The organism is Vibrio metschnikovii CIP 69.14, from assembly GCF_000176155.1.
GTDB classification, from domain to species: domain Bacteria; phylum Pseudomonadota; class Gammaproteobacteria; order Enterobacterales; family Vibrionaceae; genus Vibrio; species Vibrio metschnikovii.
In genome coordinates, this window is sequence record NZ_ACZO01000006.1 from 1,378,330 (window position 1) to 1,393,569 (window position 15,240).

At 44.6% G+C, this 15,240-nt stretch carries 17 protein-coding genes; 8 read left to right on the forward strand and 9 right to left on the reverse strand.

The annotated features are described in order from the left end of the window. Nucleotides 1-373 precede the first annotated feature (373 nt). The 3 genes from thiI to pomA form a co-directional block, all read right to left on the reverse strand. Nucleotides 374-1,822 (reverse strand): tRNA uracil 4-sulfurtransferase ThiI, encoded by a 1,449-nt coding sequence (gene thiI, locus VIB_RS09630; protein ID WP_004395750.1) that lies wholly within the window; start codon nt 1,820-1,822, stop codon nt 374-376. A 230-nt stretch (nt 1,823-2,052) separates the two neighbouring features. Then, nucleotides 2,053-2,997: a flagellar motor protein MotB gene (locus VIB_RS09635; protein ID WP_004395751.1), complete on the reverse strand. Its 945-nt coding sequence runs from the start codon at nt 2,995-2,997 to the stop codon at nt 2,053-2,055. A gap of 12 nt (nt 2,998-3,009) precedes the next feature. Then, complete coding sequence (pomA, locus tag VIB_RS09640) at nt 3,010-3,774, reverse strand: flagellar motor protein PomA (RefSeq protein WP_004395752.1); 765 nt, start codon at nt 3,772-3,774, stop codon at nt 3,010-3,012. A gap of 415 nt (nt 3,775-4,189) precedes the next feature. Here pomA and xseB point away from each other — a divergent pair, with 415 nt between their 5' ends. The 3 genes from xseB to dxs are packed head-to-tail and all read left to right on the forward strand — an operon-like array spanning nt 4,190 to nt 7,224. After that, the gene (xseB, locus tag VIB_RS09645; RefSeq protein ID WP_004395753.1) at nt 4,190-4,432 is read left to right on the forward strand and encodes an exodeoxyribonuclease VII small subunit; all 243 of its coding nucleotides are present in this window, start codon (nt 4,190-4,192) and stop codon (nt 4,430-4,432) included. Nucleotides 4,433-4,453: 21 nt separating this feature from the next. Then, nucleotides 4,454-5,338 carry a (2E,6E)-farnesyl diphosphate synthase gene (ispA, locus tag VIB_RS09650; RefSeq protein WP_040904572.1) on the forward strand — a complete coding sequence of 295 codons (885 nt, stop codon included), beginning with the start codon at nt 4,454-4,456 and terminating at the stop codon, nt 5,336-5,338. 20 nt (nt 5,339-5,358) lie between these two features. Further along, nucleotides 5,359-7,224, forward strand: coding sequence for a 1-deoxy-D-xylulose-5-phosphate synthase (dxs, locus tag VIB_RS09655; protein WP_004395755.1), 1,866 nt, complete (start codon nt 5,359-5,361; stop codon nt 7,222-7,224). A gap of 23 nt (nt 7,225-7,247) precedes the next feature. Here the strand turns inward: dxs and truC are convergent, their stop codons facing one another. Then, nucleotides 7,248-7,988 carry a tRNA pseudouridine(65) synthase TruC gene (gene truC, locus VIB_RS09660; protein ID WP_004395756.1) on the reverse strand — a complete coding sequence of 247 codons (741 nt, stop codon included), beginning with the start codon at nt 7,986-7,988 and terminating at the stop codon, nt 7,248-7,250. Continuing rightward, nucleotides 7,988-8,302: a YqcC family protein gene (locus VIB_RS09665; RefSeq protein ID WP_040904574.1), complete on the reverse strand. Its 315-nt coding sequence runs from the start codon at nt 8,300-8,302 to the stop codon at nt 7,988-7,990. The genes truC and VIB_RS09665 overlap by 1 nt, the downstream gene beginning before the upstream one ends. Before the next feature lie 82 nt (nt 8,303-8,384). Here VIB_RS09665 and VIB_RS09670 point away from each other — a divergent pair, with 82 nt between their 5' ends. Continuing rightward, on the forward strand, nt 8,385-9,431 hold the full coding sequence (locus tag VIB_RS09670; protein WP_004395758.1) for a DUF3549 family protein: 1,047 nt from the start codon (nt 8,385-8,387) through the stop codon (nt 9,429-9,431). A gap of 10 nt (nt 9,432-9,441) precedes the next feature. Next, a complete protein-coding gene (locus VIB_RS09675) occupies nt 9,442-9,744 on the forward strand; it encodes a DUF3301 domain-containing protein (protein WP_040904577.1) in 303 nt (100 codons plus the stop codon). A gap of 18 nt (nt 9,745-9,762) precedes the next feature. On the opposite strand, the gene VIB_RS09680 is transcribed toward VIB_RS09675, so the two are convergent. Further along, entirely contained in the window at nt 9,763-10,275 is a 513-nt protein-coding gene (locus VIB_RS09680; RefSeq protein WP_040904580.1) for a GNAT family N-acetyltransferase, read from the reverse strand. 999 nt (nt 10,276-11,274) lie between these two features. On the opposite strand from VIB_RS09680, the gene VIB_RS09685 reads away from it, so the two are divergent. Both VIB_RS09685 and VIB_RS09690 read left to right on the forward strand, forming a co-directional pair. Continuing rightward, entirely contained in the window at nt 11,275-11,577 is a 303-nt protein-coding gene (locus VIB_RS09685; RefSeq protein WP_040904582.1) for a hypothetical protein, read from the forward strand. Further along, complete coding sequence (locus VIB_RS09690) at nt 11,574-12,020, forward strand: YaiI/YqxD family protein (RefSeq protein ID WP_004395760.1); 447 nt, start codon at nt 11,574-11,576, stop codon at nt 12,018-12,020. The genes VIB_RS09685 and VIB_RS09690 overlap by 4 nt, the downstream gene beginning before the upstream one ends. A gap of 122 nt (nt 12,021-12,142) precedes the next feature. Here VIB_RS09690 and VIB_RS09695 read toward each other — a convergent pair whose 3' ends face one another. The 3 genes from VIB_RS09695 to VIB_RS09705 form a co-directional block, all read right to left on the reverse strand. Further along, nucleotides 12,143-13,732, reverse strand: coding sequence for an AbgT family transporter (locus tag VIB_RS09695; RefSeq protein ID WP_040904584.1), 1,590 nt, complete (start codon nt 13,730-13,732; stop codon nt 12,143-12,145). 258 nt (nt 13,733-13,990) lie between these two features. Beyond that, nucleotides 13,991-14,116, reverse strand: coding sequence for a type B 50S ribosomal protein L36 (gene ykgO, locus VIB_RS09700; protein WP_040904587.1), 126 nt, complete (start codon nt 14,114-14,116; stop codon nt 13,991-13,993). Between the two features lie 3 nt (nt 14,117-14,119). Continuing rightward, nucleotides 14,120-14,374, reverse strand: coding sequence for a type B 50S ribosomal protein L31 (locus tag VIB_RS09705; protein WP_040904590.1), 255 nt, complete (start codon nt 14,372-14,374; stop codon nt 14,120-14,122). 118 nt (nt 14,375-14,492) lie between these two features. Here VIB_RS09705 and tsaA point away from each other — a divergent pair, with 118 nt between their 5' ends. Then, the gene (gene tsaA / locus VIB_RS09710; protein WP_004395763.1) at nt 14,493-15,188 is read left to right on the forward strand and encodes a tRNA (N6-threonylcarbamoyladenosine(37)-N6)-methyltransferase TrmO; all 696 of its coding nucleotides are present in this window, start codon (nt 14,493-14,495) and stop codon (nt 15,186-15,188) included. Nucleotides 15,189-15,240 lie beyond the last annotated feature (52 nt).

Below are 15,240 nucleotides of genomic sequence, written 5' to 3' on the forward strand. Positions count from 1 at the left end.
TTGTCCGTTGCTAACCAGCCAGAGAAAATCTATATTGCACCCCGTAACGCAAGCCTGAACGGCTTGATTCTTTTTGAATCAATTGGTTTGCTGTTGCGATGTTGTGTTTGCAAACTCGTTTTTCGAGTTCGGTAGTTTCTACCACCCTGTTTTGTACAGTTATCCCCTGTAACAAAACAAATACTTCCTGTATTTATTTTTTGACCTGTCTGTCAAATATTTAGCACCGCCTTTTGGCGGTGTTTTTTTATCTATTCGCCACCCACTTCCTACTTGAAGCCGCCGCAGTGTTGACTCCAACTTGTTTGGCTATAATAAAAAGCCCAGCAGCATCAACTGGGCAAAACGTAGTTTAACAACGGATTAAAGTTAACTAAGGACGGTAGACTTTAACATTGTCAAAACCTTGCTCTTTTAAGTATAAGGCTTGTAAACGACTCATCACGCCTCGTTGACAATAAAGCAAATAGGTTTTGGACTGATCAAGATCGCCGAACTTGGTGGCTAACTTGTAGAATGGAATGGTCATCACTTCAATACCGTCAAGCTCTAATGGTGCGTCATCTTCCTCTTCTGGGCTACGAATATCGAGCACAATAGCGTCCTCTTGCACCGCATCGACCTGTTCCACTTCCGGCGCTTGCTGCTGACTCTCTTTTTCGATATCACGAATATCCATCAAACGAGCGTCATAAATCACTTTATCTAAGATAGTAAAATCGAATTTCGCTTCTTGTTCTTCTAATAGAGCTTTTACCGCTTTTACGGTTGGGTTTTTAGAAATCACACCACAATATTCTGGCATGGTTTTCGCGAAATCTTCTGTGCCAATATCACGGGCAAGATCCATGATATCGCCTTTATCCCAGTTGATCAGTGGACGAAGAATAAGACGATCGGTCACACCATCAATATGACGCAAATTGGTCAAGGTCTGACTGGAGACTTGGCCAATCGCCTCGCCAGTCACCAACGCCTGAATACCAAACTTCTCTGCAATACGGCCAGCAACCCGCATAAACATACGTTTGAGCACTACGCCCATCTGACCATCGTCAATTTTCTCTAAAATCTCAGCAACAACCGGCTCAAAATCAACAGAGATAAAGCGTACCTTGGCTGACGAGCCGTACTTGTTCCATAAATAGTGCGCGACTTGCTTAACACCGATTTCATGCGCAGGCCCGCCCAGATTGAAAAAGCAATAATGGACTTTAGAACCGCGTTTAATGTGTAAATAACTCGATACGCCAGAATCGTAACCTCCTGAAATAAGGCTGAGTACGTCCTCTTGTGTGCCGAGTGGAAAACCACCTAACCCTTTGTAACGAGCAATCACCTGATTGAGTAATTCATCCGCCACTTCAATATGAACAATAATATCAGGACGAGTTAATTTCACTTTTGCTGAAGCAACCGCTTGATTCAGTCCACCACCAATATAACGCTCTAATTCAAGCGATGAAAAATCATGCTTACCACGACGTTTGGCACGTACAGCAAAGGTTTTATTTTCAATCAGTTCACGACTGTTTTCTAACACTTGCAGATAAATGTCATGCATATCGGTAAACGTCGATTGCTTGACTTGTAGTATCTGTTGAATACCTGGCGTGGTGGTTAAAATCTCTAATGTTTGTTGAAAAAACTGATCGCTATTGGCACTGACTTCAATATGATCGCGGCGGTTAAAAACCGCAACGCCAGTGGTCCGCTTTTTAATAATATTGCGAATATTCGATTCAAGAATCTTGGTAAAACGCTTACGTACTGATTCACTTTTAACAAAAATTTCTGGATGGGGTTTAACAATAAATTTCATGGGGCTATTCGCAAATTAGGTTCAAAACAAGCATTGAGCTTCATGCTAAGCAGTGACGCTCAGGATAGAGATCAGCAAAGGGGCAGGATTATACACGATCTACTCAATTAGGAAAATCATCATAAAAGGCAAGGTTTATGACGACTCTTCGCTTAAAAGCGAATGGCATGATAAGTGGGGAGATTTGGGTTCTAGGTTCTGGGATCGAGAACCTAGAACAACGATTGATGCTATTGTAGTGAAGGGATCTCCTCACTTAACAGCGGTTTTCCTTGCATGATACCGATCTCGACTCGTCGATTACGAGAGCGTTGCGCTTCGGTATCGTTCGGGCCAACCGGCGCGGTATCAGCCAATCCTCTGACTTCTAAACGTCGGTGGTCAAAACCGGTCACTCTTTCCATTTCTTGCGCAACCGACACTGCTCGCTGCGCTGAAAGATCCCAATTTGAGCGATAAAGCTCAGAATCTAATCGTTGATTATCAGTATGCCCAGTCACCTGAACAATACCGGGAACGTCTTTGACTAATTCGGCAATCTGCCGAACCAAGGGTCGAAATTGAGGTTGTAAAAAGGCGGAACCTTCAGGAAAAGCCCCCCGCTCACGAATACGGATCAGAATTTGCTGGCCTAAGTTTTCCACCTCAACAGCCCCTTGCTCAATTTCTCGATCTAAGGCTTTTTTGATGTTCTCTAAAACAATTTCCATCTCTTCAGAGAGGGCTTCAGATTGCTCTTGCTCCTGCTCAGCGTCTTCATTATCTTGACTATCTTCAGTCGAGGTTTCAGGAGATTCTCCGCCCGTTAGCTGACCATCATCGCGCTGATTACCGCCGGCTCTATCAGAATCACCTTCATGAAATTCTAACGTTTGCTGAGTAATATCAATTGTTTGCTGCATGATCACGTCAATAGGAGTCGGCTCAGGACGACCTGGACGAAACTCTTGAGCAATCACACTGGTCCCTTTAGGTATATCTTTGACTTCTAAACGGTTTTGTACCCCAAACGCAAACTTCATCGAACCCGCGATCTGTTTGAATTTAAGAACGTCCATCTCTGAAAAAGACAGCAGCAGTACAAAAAAGCACATCAACAATGCCATCAAATCGGCAAAGGTTCCCATATAGGCAGGCAGGCCCGGCGGTGGGCATTTGCGTTTTAGATCCTCCATGATGGCCCCCCGCTATTCATTATCGACATCAAGTACTCGCTTACCTTCATTAAGATAATTTTTCAAATAGCCATCGATCACTCGCGGGTTTTGTCCATCTTGAATCGCTAAGACACCATCCATAATTAAACGACGATTTAAGGTTTCTTGTCCTCGGCGTAACGCCAATTTATCGGCAATCGGGAAGAAGATCATGTTTGCCATGATCGCCCCATACAACGTCGTCAATAACGCCACCGCCATTGCTGGGCCGATAGCTTTCGGGTCATCCATATTTGATAACATGGCCACTAAGCCTATCAACGTACCGATCATCCCCATCGCAGGGGCTACATCACCAAAGGCACGAAAAACACCCGTCCCTAATTCATGGCGCTCATCGGTTAAAACGATGTCTTTTTGTAATGCGGTGCGAACGACATCAGCATCGTGCCCATCAACCAATAAATCGATGCCTTTTTGCATAAATGAATTAGAGATTTCCATCTCTTCTAACGCTAAGAAACCACCTTTACGCGCTGCATCGGCCATCTCAACGATTTTGGCAATTAAGTCTTCAGGCTCTTCCGCTTTAAACATAAACGCTTTAGCGGCAATTTTGGCCGCACCAAAAAACTGCCCCATGGTAAATTTGACTAACACAACGAAGGTTGAACCACCGACGACGATCAGAACCGATGTGACATCGACAAACATCACAAGGCTACCACCAACGACCATTGCCATCAAAACGAAAGCCAGACCACCAATTAGGCCTACTAGCGTTGCTAAATCCACGAAGCGCTCCTCATGCTTGTCATCTGCATTATTGAGATTACTCTTCTTATCGGCACAAGAGCAAAATCTTTAACTTATATTATGGTTAAGTTTATACGCAAAACCCACTATCCCCAAGTGCCGCTCTTTGACTCGTTATCGCAAAAAAACATTTTGCTTTCAATAAACTTCAGATTATTAGCACAGCATAAGTGACCTTATCACTGAGTCAAACAACGCTACAGCAGCAACACGTTCCCCTGAAGTCTTGACCATCATCGCCCTCCTAAAATTAATGGTTATGTTTGACTATTTTTAGATAAGCTTAGCGGTCTGATAAAAAAGCGCCTTATTTATAACAAATTTGCTTGGTTAAATTTGACCATCTGTACGCCCTAAGGTAACTTTCGTGCATCTTTTTTGAGGCAAAATGATTATGGCGAGCAAAAAACCGGAGAATATGTCCTTCGAAGCGACAATCGAAGAGCTAGATAACTTAGTTGAACAATTAGAAAGCGGCGATATTGCACTCGATGAAGCATTAAAAAAATTTGAACGGGGTATCGCCTTAGCTCGCAGCGGGCAAGCCAAACTCGATGAAGCAGAACAACGAGTGCGCATTCTTCTTGATAACTCGGACGATGCACCGTTAGCTGAATTCACCGCTGTTCCCGAATAACCAGAGAGTAATACATATCCTATGATCGAGGCGCTTTCCTCTTTTCAACAGAGAAATAATCAGCAACTAGACGAGTGGTTACATCGTTTACCTTATCCGCATCTTCCTTTGATTGAAGCTATGCGTTACGGTTTATTGCTTGGTGGTAAACGAGCTCGCCCTTACTTGGTCTACATCACCGGACAAATGCTCGGCTGCCAACTGACTGATCTCGATACTCCAGCTTGCGCTGTCGAGTGTGTCCACGCTTATTCATTGATTCATGATGATTTGCCCGCCATGGACGACGACGACTTACGTCGTGGAAAACCAACCTGTCATATTAAATTTGATGAAGCAACGGCGATTTTAACCGGGGATGCTCTGCAAACTCTCGCGTTTACTATTTTGGCGGAAGGTCAACTCTCCACTCATGGTGAAACGAATCGGATCAAAATGGTTCAAGCTTTAGCCGAAGCGTCTGGCGCTCAGGGAATGTGTTTAGGCCAAGCGTTAGATCTGGCCGCGGAAAATCGCCGTATAACGTTAGATGAATTAGAAACCATTCATCACAATAAAACGGGCGCACTGATGCGTTGTGCCATCCGAATGGGTGCCATGGCTGCAGGCCAAAAGGGCTTGGCTATTTTACCGCAACTGGATCGCTATGCGGCAGCGGTAGGCCTCGCCTTTCAAGTACAAGATGATATTTTAGACATCATCAGCGATACTGAAACATTAGGTAAACCGCAAGGTTCAGACCAACAACTGCATAAAAGCACTTATCCAGCCCTACTGGGCTTAGAAGGTGCCATGAATAAAGCTCAAGTTCTGCTTGCAGAAGCGCTCGAAGCATTACAAGCGATTCCGTATAATACTGAGCATCTCGAAGAGTTCGCCCGATACGTCATCGAGCGCAAAAACTAACACGATAAGCGCGCATAACTATGACTCTTGATATTTCGAAATATCCAACACTGGCCCTAGCAAATACCCCTGACGAACTGCGTAGCATGCCCAAAGAAATGCTACCTAAGCTTTGTGATGAGTTACGTACCTATTTACTGAATTCCGTCAGTCGCTCTAGCGGTCACTTGGCCTCTGGATTAGGCACGGTAGAACTAACCGTCGCTTTGCATTACGTCTACCAAACCCCTTTTGATAAACTGATTTGGGATGTCGGCCATCAAGCTTACCCTCACAAAATCCTCACTGGCCGCCGCGAGCAGATGTCGACCATTCGTCAAAAAGATGGACTGCATCCTTTTCCTTGGCGAGAAGAGAGCGAATATGACACCCTCTCTGTTGGCCACTCATCAACCTCAATCAGTGCTGCGCTCGGCGTCGCTATTTGCGCCGCGAAAGAAGCCAAAGGACGTAAAGTCGTCAGTGTGATTGGTGATGGTGCCATCACCGCGGGAATGGCATTTGAAGCCATGAACCACGCAGGCGATGTCGACAGCGATATGCTGGTTATCTTAAATGATAATGAAATGTCGATTTCAGAAAATGTCGGCGCACTCAATAACCATTTGGCGCAATTACTGTCTGGCAGTTTATACACTTCGATACGTGAAGGAGGCAAAAAAGTTTTATCGGGCATTCCACCGATTAAAGGGCTGGTACGTCGTACCGAAGAGCATTTAAAAGGTATGGTCGTACCGGGGACGCTATTTGAAGAATTCGGCTTTAATTATATCGGTCCGATTGACGGCCATGATGTCTTAGAACTGATTAAAACCATCAAAAACATGCGTGAACTCAAAGGTCCGCAGTTTTTGCATGTCATGACCAAAAAAGGCAAAGGCTACGCGCCCGCAGAGAAAGATCCTATCGGTTATCATGGCGTACCCAAATTTGATTTAAGCCATACCAGCCTACCGAAGAGTGCTGAAAGTAAGCCTACTTACTCAAAAATCTTTGGTGATTTTTTATGTGATATGGCCGCGCAAGATCCTAAATTAATGGCCATCACCCCTGCAATGCGTGAAGGTTCGGGGATGGTGCGTTTCTCCAAAGAGTACCCTAGTCAGTATTTTGATGTCGCGATTGCTGAGCAACATGCCGTCACTCTCGCAACAGGAATGGCAATCAGCGGTTATCACCCGATTGTGGCGATTTACTCAACCTTTTTACAGCGCGGTTATGACCAATTGATCCACGATGTGGCAATTATGAATCTACCAGTGATGTTTGCCATTGACCGCGCGGGATTAGTGGGTGCCGATGGTCAAACTCATCAAGGGGCATTTGATTTAAGCTTCTTACGCTGTATTCCCAATTTATTGATCATGGCTCCGGCAGATGAAAATGAATGTCGGCAAATGCTCTATACCGGTCATCAGCATCAAGGTCCAAGTGCCGTGCGCTACCCTCGTGGTACCGGCATGGGCGTGCAGATTGAAACCGATTTCACCCCACTGACAATTGGCAAAGGTCGCCTGATCCGTCAAGGTGAAAAAGTGGCGATCCTCAGTTTTGGCACCTTATTACCTAATGCCTTACAAGCCGCCGAAGCGCTTAATGCCACCGTCGCGGATATGCGCTTTGTGAAACCGCTGGATGAAGCATTGATCACTGAGTTAGCCAATAGCCATGACGTACTGGTCACGTTAGAAGAAAATGTTATTGCTGGCGGTGCTGGCGCGGCTGTGGTTGAGTATTTGATGGCGCAAAAACTCCTCAAACCGACCTTAAATCTTGGCTTGCCGGATCAATTTATTGCCCAAGGGACGCAAGAAGAGATGCATGCTGAATTAGGTTTAGATGGCGCAGGCATTGAAGCTGCGATTCGTGATTACTTAGCCAAGTAATCAAAGAGAAAAGGAAAGCCTTCTCAATCGAGAAGGCTTTTTTGTTGTGGGTCTGGCCATGAAAAAGCGCTAAACAAGCGTTGCCAATCGTCATCAAACCCTGCGTTTAAGGTGACCATTTGCTCTGTATAAGGATGAATAAAGCTTAATTGGCTAGCGTGAAGCATCAAACGCTGCACTTGATACTGCTCACGGTACAAGCGATTATGTTTACCATCACCATGGGTGGTATCACCAACAATCGGATGACGTAAATGAGCCATATGGCGCCGTAATTGATGTTTACGGCCGGTCTTCGGTTTCAATTCCATCAAACTGTAGCGGGTGGTGGCAAACTTGCCGGTAGAAAAAGGCACTTCAACGTTGGCTAACGGCTGATAAGCGGTGATCGCCGATTGCGGCTCTTTATCTTGCTGAGCAAATTTATCGGCGATTTTATCCAGCTCTTGTTTAAGTGGATAATCCAAAACACCGGCTTGCTCAATCCAGCCTCGCACCACGGCATGGTAAGTTTTTTCCATTTGTTGACTAGCAAACATTGGCATCAGTATTGAAGCAACTTCACTGGATAACGCAAACACGAGTACGCCAGATGTCGGTCTATCTAAGCGGTGCAAAGGGAAAACATGTTGACCAATTTGATCGCGTAAGGTTTGCATCACAAATTGAGTTTCATGCTTATCCAACCAAGAGCGATGAACAAGCATACCCGCAGGCTTATTGACCGCGACCAGATACGGGTCTTGATAAATGATCTCTAACATTATTGTGCCACTCTATCTATCTCAATTAACACTTCAATCAATGGCTGGTAGCCAGATTGATCTTTCCACGCTTCAACAAAATAAGGCGTTAACAAAAAACCTTTAGGCAAAGGTTGTTTCGTGTCGAGTAATTGCCACATTCGAGGTAAAAAAATCCATTGTAGCCATTCGTGTGGATGTAATGTATCAATAGCAAACGGCTCTCGACTGAGGAGCTTATCCTCCGTTGGGCAATGTTCTTGCCATAAAGCCGCCACTTTGAGCTCTGTGGTTAGTTGTTGCAGTAAAATCGGTAAACGTGTTGGATAGATCATCAATGTTTATTTGTTGGGCCTTGAATTTGCGCCAAATGATACCATTTATTAAACAAAGAAAGTTAGGAACAAATAATCCCTTATGCAGCCGATTCATACCCTCACCGATTTACTTAAACAGAGTGAAGTACACTATCAGATTTTTGATCTGGGACGGCGCATCCAACCCGTCGATGCACAACAATTTCACCATGTTGAACAAGCAAGACAACCGTATCCTTACCCGTTGCAGCGTCAAGCTCATCTCGCCATTGTTTATTGGCATCAGAACCAACAACCGTGGATATGGTTTGTAAAATTTACTCTTGATGAACGCGGGTTATTGGCTCAAGCAGAAATAGGCCAATTTCTTAGTTACGTTCTTGAAGCAATGGGCTCGCGGCTCACTGGCGAATTAACCGAAGCTCAACAACAAAAGCTTGCTAATAATCCTTATACCTTTAAACCAAGCGAAGAAAAAATGGCGGTCATTCATAGCCAAATTCGCCAGCAGCTTTCATTATCTAGTAGTCAATACTATGAACATGCTCAACATTACTTAACAGGTGATTTAGGATGGGATAACTGGCAAACTGTTGGTCTACAAGGCATTAGCGATATCTGCGCGCGTCTTAATGATAGCAACAATGGTCGGTTAATCATCAACGCACTCGCTCATTTACCTTCGCCTGTCCTTTATGCTCTGCTCGGCTCACTTGAACACAGCTCATTACCCAATGACCTAGCACAGGCTCTCGATGAGAAATTACGAGCTTGCATCACGCAACCTGAATGTGACCTATTTTTATTGGCAGCGTTGATCCGAGCACTCTCTGGAGGGACGCCAGAGCAGCTAGCTCAATGGATTGATCAAGTGTTGGATGACTGTTCTTTTTGTCACCCAGAAGTGCTGATTGCTATCGCCGGTCGTTGTTGGTCAGCGCTCAAGGATCCCGGGCGCGCTCAACGATTTTTACTACGCTTAGCACAAAGTGGTGATCAAACGCTATTTAATCAAATTTTTGCTGATTTAGTCATGCTACCAGAGCTGCGAGTCGTGCTATTACCGCTACTCCATAGCAGCCCTTCATCAGAACTCACTCAAGCGCTGGTCAATTTACAGCGTGCCACCAAACCTTCATCGCCATAAAGGAAAGCGAATGATTGATAACCTTATTGGCATCATTCTACTGAGCTTAGTCTGTTATCTATTTTGGCAGCAGCGTCGTCAATCAGAAATAGCCAAACAGTGTATAGCACGTAAATGCGCAGCGTTAGATTTACAGCTACTCAGTGTCTCTTTTGGACAGCATAAATGGAAAACGCCAGCTCATCGCTGGCGTTGGCATACGGTCTATTATTTTGAATTCTCTGCGCTCGGTGATGATTGCTATCAAGGACAACTGATGATGGTCGGCTTTACCCCCTCGGGCTTTCATCTGCCGCCGCACCGAATGCTTTAAACTTAACGCCGTTACTGCTCAGAGAGAGTAACTGGCAAATGAGGATAACTCGGTTTGGCGTTGCCATTGATACTCATAAAACACGCCAAAAATGTCGTCTTCCGTTCTTATCGAAATAAAACCTAATTTATCCAAAATAGATTGAGCCGCCGCATGCTGAGCGTTAACCCTAGCCATCACCTTCTCAAGGTGTAATCGTTGACAAATTTTAGGAAAAAAAGCCTGCAATGCCTCATTAGCGATCCCTTGTCCCCAGTAACTTTTATCGAACACAAAGCCCAACTCAGCGCTCTGCTCGTCGACTTCAACGTACAAATGCCCCATGTATTCACGATTATAATTATCCAGCACGGCCATCGCATGTAAGTGAGGGTCATGTAAAATGCGTTGAAATTGCTGTCTCGCGGCCGCCACCGTTTTCGGGCCATTCATTTGGGCACGATTTTTAGCACAGCAATTAAGCATCAAAAAATCAGATTCAAACGTCTCGGTATAAGGCACTATTAACGTTCTACGTGTTACTATCGTCACGGGCCATCCTTGTTCTCAACAATATCAATTATCTCAATACCTAAAACGAGTAAAGAAACAAATCGTCGTACTCCGCAGCCATCATAATGATAGCGCTGGTATCACGACAACCTTGCCACTTCACCGTCTCACGGTATAAACAGCGCTAAGCCACTGCGGAGTTTTCTTGAAGAAGTAGGCGAAAGTAAACCAATCCCAACGATGACGTATTGATCTTGATGTCATTTGCTCAACATCACATTATTATAATTATCATTATACTCAAACCGTTCGACATTACCGGCAGCAACATCATGTTTTCACTGCCCTATCCGAACTAAGAAAAGCCCCGACACACATGGTATCGGGGCTTAAGTCTTACTTATAGCAATCCAGCTACTTGTTCGTGCTCCCTGCATCGTCCCTAATAGTAGCGGTACAATCCAGTGACCTTATCCTATGCATCGCCACCTTGGCGGTGTCCTATTCATCCATGACACTAACCGATCCTGATTAGTTTCCTTCACTTGTTCCTTGAGCGGTGTCCTACCCTCATCCTGAAGGGATCCCGACCTATTCCATAGGGTCCTGCTTTCCTTGCCCATCAACCTCATGTCAATGGTCATATCCTTAATGAGTCCTAATCCTTGCGGCGATGTTCCGATTCACCGTCTCATCCTTGAAGCAACACTCCTTGTGTCATTCCTATTCCTTGTCACTTCCGCTGCGACAGCTACTAATCTACTCACTTCTGGCCACGATTCAATCCCAAGTTCAAGTTTTATATCACTCAAATAGTTCAACATTAAATTTAATCACTTATAAAACAATCTATTAGAATTTTCATATCTTAAGACTTCAATAACGTAGCGCTTTTCTCGCACATCACAGGTAAGCGATCTCTTACACGCAACGCCCTCTTTTGCTACCAAAAGAACAAAGACTGAGAGAAGAGAAAACTCAACACGAAGCCATCATTTATGGGTAAGATAGGCACTATCCATGACACAAGGACAGAATATGCTCAGTAAAGATCTATCGCATGAATTACAGGCTATTTTCACGCAATTACAACAACAGGGAAAAGCGCCAACGGTGGCTCTGGTGAAATCTCGCCTTAGCACCTCGCTGCCAATCCCCGTCCTTATTGCAGCAATAACAAGTTGGAAACAAGCCCAACGAGTCCCAAAGGTTGAGGTCAATAGCGTTACTCCACTGACGGATCAACAACGTATTACCCAACTTGAACAGCAACTCGCGATGCTCAGTACTAGAGTCGAACAGTTAGCCGCCGAACTGACCAATCAGAAGGAATCAAGATGAAAATTTGGGTCGATGCCGACGCGTGTCCGAAGGTGATCAGAGAAACCCTGATCAGAGCCGCTGAACGTACGGGAGTAGAATGTACGTTTGTTGCTAACCATCAAATCCCACTCCCTAAACGCAGTAATATCATTGCATTGCAAGTTCCTGCTGGGTTTGATATTGCCGACAATGAAATTGTTAAGCGAGTCGAAAAGGGAGATTTAGTTATCACCTCAGACATCCCATTAGCCGACGAAGTGATCACGAAAGGTGCATTAGCACTGAGTTCACGAGGAGAGCTGTTTACCTCTGAAACCATTAAAGCTCGGCTGAACATACGAGACTTTCTCGATACTATGCGCTCAAGTGGCATTCAAACGGGTGGCCCAAATGCATTATCCCAAACCGAGCGACGTGAATTCGCCAACCATCTCGATCGCTGGTTGACTCGCCGACGCTAAACGTTGTCAGATAATCTTGGTCATGTCGAGATCGCCCTGTTTACGATCAAAAAACGCCGCTGCCATTTTCATCATCGCAGCGGCGTTAAGCCTGTTTTTACTCTTTCGTTAAAGAGAAAAGATTAAGGAATATAATAGGTTGCAGCGCCCGGCCCGACAGGCATTCCCAGCACAAATACCCATACAAAGAACAGTACACTCCAACCTAATGTAAAGACAATCGTATAAGGGATCATGACCGCAATCAGCGTACCAATGCCTAGATTTTTAATGTACCGACTCGCAATCGCTAATATCAAACCAAAATAACTCATCATGGGGGTAATGATATTGGTCACAGAGTCACCAATACGGTACGCCGCTTGAATGGTCTCCGGTGCATAGCCAACAAGCATCAACATCGGTACAAAAATAGGTGCCGTGACTGCCCATTGTGCTGAAGCTGAACCGATCATCAGGTTAATAAATCCACACATCAGAATAAAAGCAAAAAACAGCATTGGTCCAGTCAAACCAATGGTTTGCAAAAAGGAAGCACCACCGACAGCAAACACTTGACCAAAGTTAGTCCAGCTAAAAAATGCCACAAACTGAGCGGCAAAAAATACCAACACAATATACATGCCCATTGAGGACATGGATTTTGCCATTGCATCAATCACATCACGGTCATTTTTCATCGTGCCTACGACTTTACCGTATACAAAGCCAGGAACAGCAAAGAACACAAAGATGAAAGCAACGATACTGCGTAAGAACGGCGAACCAGCAACCAGCCCGGTTTCAGGGTGACGTAATACGCCATTTTCCGGCACAATCGTCCAAGCCAACAGTCCGCAGACAACGACGGTGGCGAATCCAGCGTATTTTAAGCCTTTCTTTTCCACATCGGTCAAAAAGCCCATTTTATCTTGTGATAAATCATCGCCCGCTTCAGCCACATCATACTTACCGAGTTTAGGCTCAACAATTTTTTCCGTTACCCAAGCACCAGCAATTGCAATAAAGAAGGTGGAAACCGCCATAAAGTACCAGTTTACTTCTGGGCCTACGATGTATTCTGGGTCCAAAATTCGCGCCGCCGTTTCCGTAATCCCAGAAAGCAGCGGATCGACCGTACCAATGAGTAGGTTGGCAGAATAACCACCAGAAACACCAGCAAACGCAGCCGCTAAGCCTGCTAAAGGATGACGCCCCAATGAATGGAACAGCATGGCGGCAAGTGGAATAAGCACCACATAACCCAGTTCACCCGCCGTGTTAGACATGATACCGGCAAAAATAACCGTAAACGTAACCATGCGTTTTGAAGCGCCCATGACCATGCCACGGATCGCAGCAGACAGCAGGCCAGAATGCTCAGCAATAGAGACACCTAGCATGGCAACTAACACCGTGCCCAAAGGAGCAAAACCGGTAAAGTTAGTGACGAGATTGGTCACAATGCGCTGTAAACCATCGCCATTCAGTAAGCTGACCACATGGATCATACCATCGGCAGCACGACCTCTTGCACCTTCAGGTCGAGGATCGACAACCGACACTTCAAAATAACCAGCAATACCTGAGGCGACTAAAATTGCCACGCAAAAAATGGCAAACAGTGTGATGGGATGAGGTAATAAATTCCCTAAATATTCCACAGCATCTAAAAATCGCGTAAAGCGCGGTTTTTTCGGTGCTGGTTGATTAATCGAAGCAGATGAACTCATCTGTTCCCTCCTTGTTATTATTCCTATGCATATGTGACAGAAATGTCAAAAGCGAGCGCAGGTTACTTGAGGAAACGAATAAGTAAAAATTGAAGATGTTACTAAATGTAAAAATAAGTCTTATTTTTAACCACTTTTAAACAAAAAATCAGATGATTAATCGGTAAATCAATCATCTGATGAGTCATTACTGTGTTACGTGTTTTGTGATCGAATCTAAGCAACACTCCCTAGCTACTCATGGCCCAATCCAATTTTTTAACGCTGCACGGCTTTAAAGCGCGGATTGGTTTTACAAATCACGTACAAACGTCCCCGTCTTTTGACAATTTGGCAATCTGGATGACGTAATTTTGCGCTTTTTAATGAACTTAAGACTTTCATGGTTTATTCCTTGGTAAATTGGGCAAAGCGACGATTAAAGTTAGCCACACGTCCCTCTTTTTGAATCACACGCTGCTTACCCGTGTAGTAAGGGTGCGATTCTGCTGAGACTTCGACCGTAAAATAAGGGTAAGTTTTTCCATCTTGCCACTCGATGGTGCGATCGGTTTTTAATGTCGAACCAATCATAAAATATTTATCAACACTGGTATCATGAAACACCACTGGTCGATATTCAGGATGAATTCCTGCTTTCATAGACCCTCCGAAAATTGATACATTATAACATATCAATTAATAATCATTATCAACTGAAAATGCAAGTAAAAAATGTGCTATTTTGGCATGTCTCATTCTTATTATTCAGCGTTAGGTTATGTATACAATTGATCCTATTGGTATTATTGAAAGTCCCTATCAAGAAAAATTTGCCGTCCCTCGTCAACCTCGCTTAGTGCCCGCCGCAACCGCACGTTTAAAACTCCTCGGGACGGCTAATACTCCTGAAGCCGTGCGTGGCATTGAACAATTTTCTCATCTCTGGCTACTGTTTTTGTTCGATAAAAACTTAGCCGCAGGCTGGAAACCAACAGTAAGACCACCTCGCCTTGGTGGCAATGAACGGGTTGGGGTCTTTGCTTCCCGCTCAACCTTTCGCCCAAATGGCATCGGTATGTCTGCCGTTGAACTAAAAGGGATAACCAAACAAGGTGAGCAATTGTTTCTTGAGTTAGGCAGTGTTGATTTGGTCAATCACACGCCGGTGATTGATATTAAGCCTTATATTCCATACTCCGATGCAATTCCTCAAGCGACAGGAGGCTATGCTGACCATGAACCAGAGCGGTTGCCTGTGGTTTTCTCCCCTCAAGCACAAACACAGCTCAATAGACTTACGGGGCATCACTATGAACAACAAGTGATTGAGCAGGTTTTAGCGCAAGATCCACGTCCCGCCTACAAGAAAAACCAACTTGACAATAAGGAATATGCGGTCAATTTGTTCAATTTGAATGTGAAATTTACCGTTAGCGATAAGTTAGTGACAGTAACGAGCATTGAACGCTTTTGACAAAGCCGATTGGCTGATATTATACAAGGCTTAATTTTACGCCCTCATAATG

Bases quoted from the DNA above. Each gene is read 5' to 3' on its own strand.
- thiI (WP_004395750.1), bottom strand. From the start codon at position 1,822: ATGAAATTTATTGTTAAACCCCATCCAGAAATTTTTGTTAAAAGTGAA.
- VIB_RS09635 (WP_004395751.1), bottom strand. From the start codon at position 2,997: ATGGAGGATCTAAAACGCAAATGCCCACCGCCGGGCCTGCCTGCCTAT.
- xseB (WP_004395753.1), top strand. From the start codon at position 4,190: ATGGCGAGCAAAAAACCGGAGAATATGTCCTTCGAAGCGACAATCGAA.
- ispA (WP_040904572.1), top strand. From the start codon at position 4,454: ATGATCGAGGCGCTTTCCTCTTTTCAACAGAGAAATAATCAGCAACTA.
- dxs (WP_004395755.1), top strand. From the start codon at position 5,359: ATGACTCTTGATATTTCGAAATATCCAACACTGGCCCTAGCAAATACC.
- truC (WP_004395756.1), bottom strand. From the start codon at position 7,988: ATGTTAGAGATCATTTATCAAGACCCGTATCTGGTCGCGGTCAATAAG.
- VIB_RS09665 (WP_040904574.1), bottom strand. From the start codon at position 8,302: ATGATCTATCCAACACGTTTACCGATTTTACTGCAACAACTAACCACA.
- VIB_RS09670 (WP_004395758.1), top strand. From the start codon at position 8,385: ATGCAGCCGATTCATACCCTCACCGATTTACTTAAACAGAGTGAAGTA.
- VIB_RS09675 (WP_040904577.1), top strand. From the start codon at position 9,442: ATGATTGATAACCTTATTGGCATCATTCTACTGAGCTTAGTCTGTTAT.
- VIB_RS09685 (WP_040904582.1), top strand. From the start codon at position 11,275: ATGCTCAGTAAAGATCTATCGCATGAATTACAGGCTATTTTCACGCAA.
- VIB_RS09690 (WP_004395760.1), top strand. From the start codon at position 11,574: ATGAAAATTTGGGTCGATGCCGACGCGTGTCCGAAGGTGATCAGAGAA.
- VIB_RS09695 (WP_040904584.1), bottom strand. From the start codon at position 13,732: ATGAGTTCATCTGCTTCGATTAATCAACCAGCACCGAAAAAACCGCGC.
- ykgO (WP_040904587.1), bottom strand. From the start codon at position 14,116: ATGAAAGTCTTAAGTTCATTAAAAAGCGCAAAATTACGTCATCCAGAT.
- VIB_RS09705 (WP_040904590.1), bottom strand. From the start codon at position 14,374: ATGAAAGCAGGAATTCATCCTGAATATCGACCAGTGGTGTTTCATGAT.
- tsaA (WP_004395763.1), top strand. From the start codon at position 14,493: ATGTATACAATTGATCCTATTGGTATTATTGAAAGTCCCTATCAAGAA.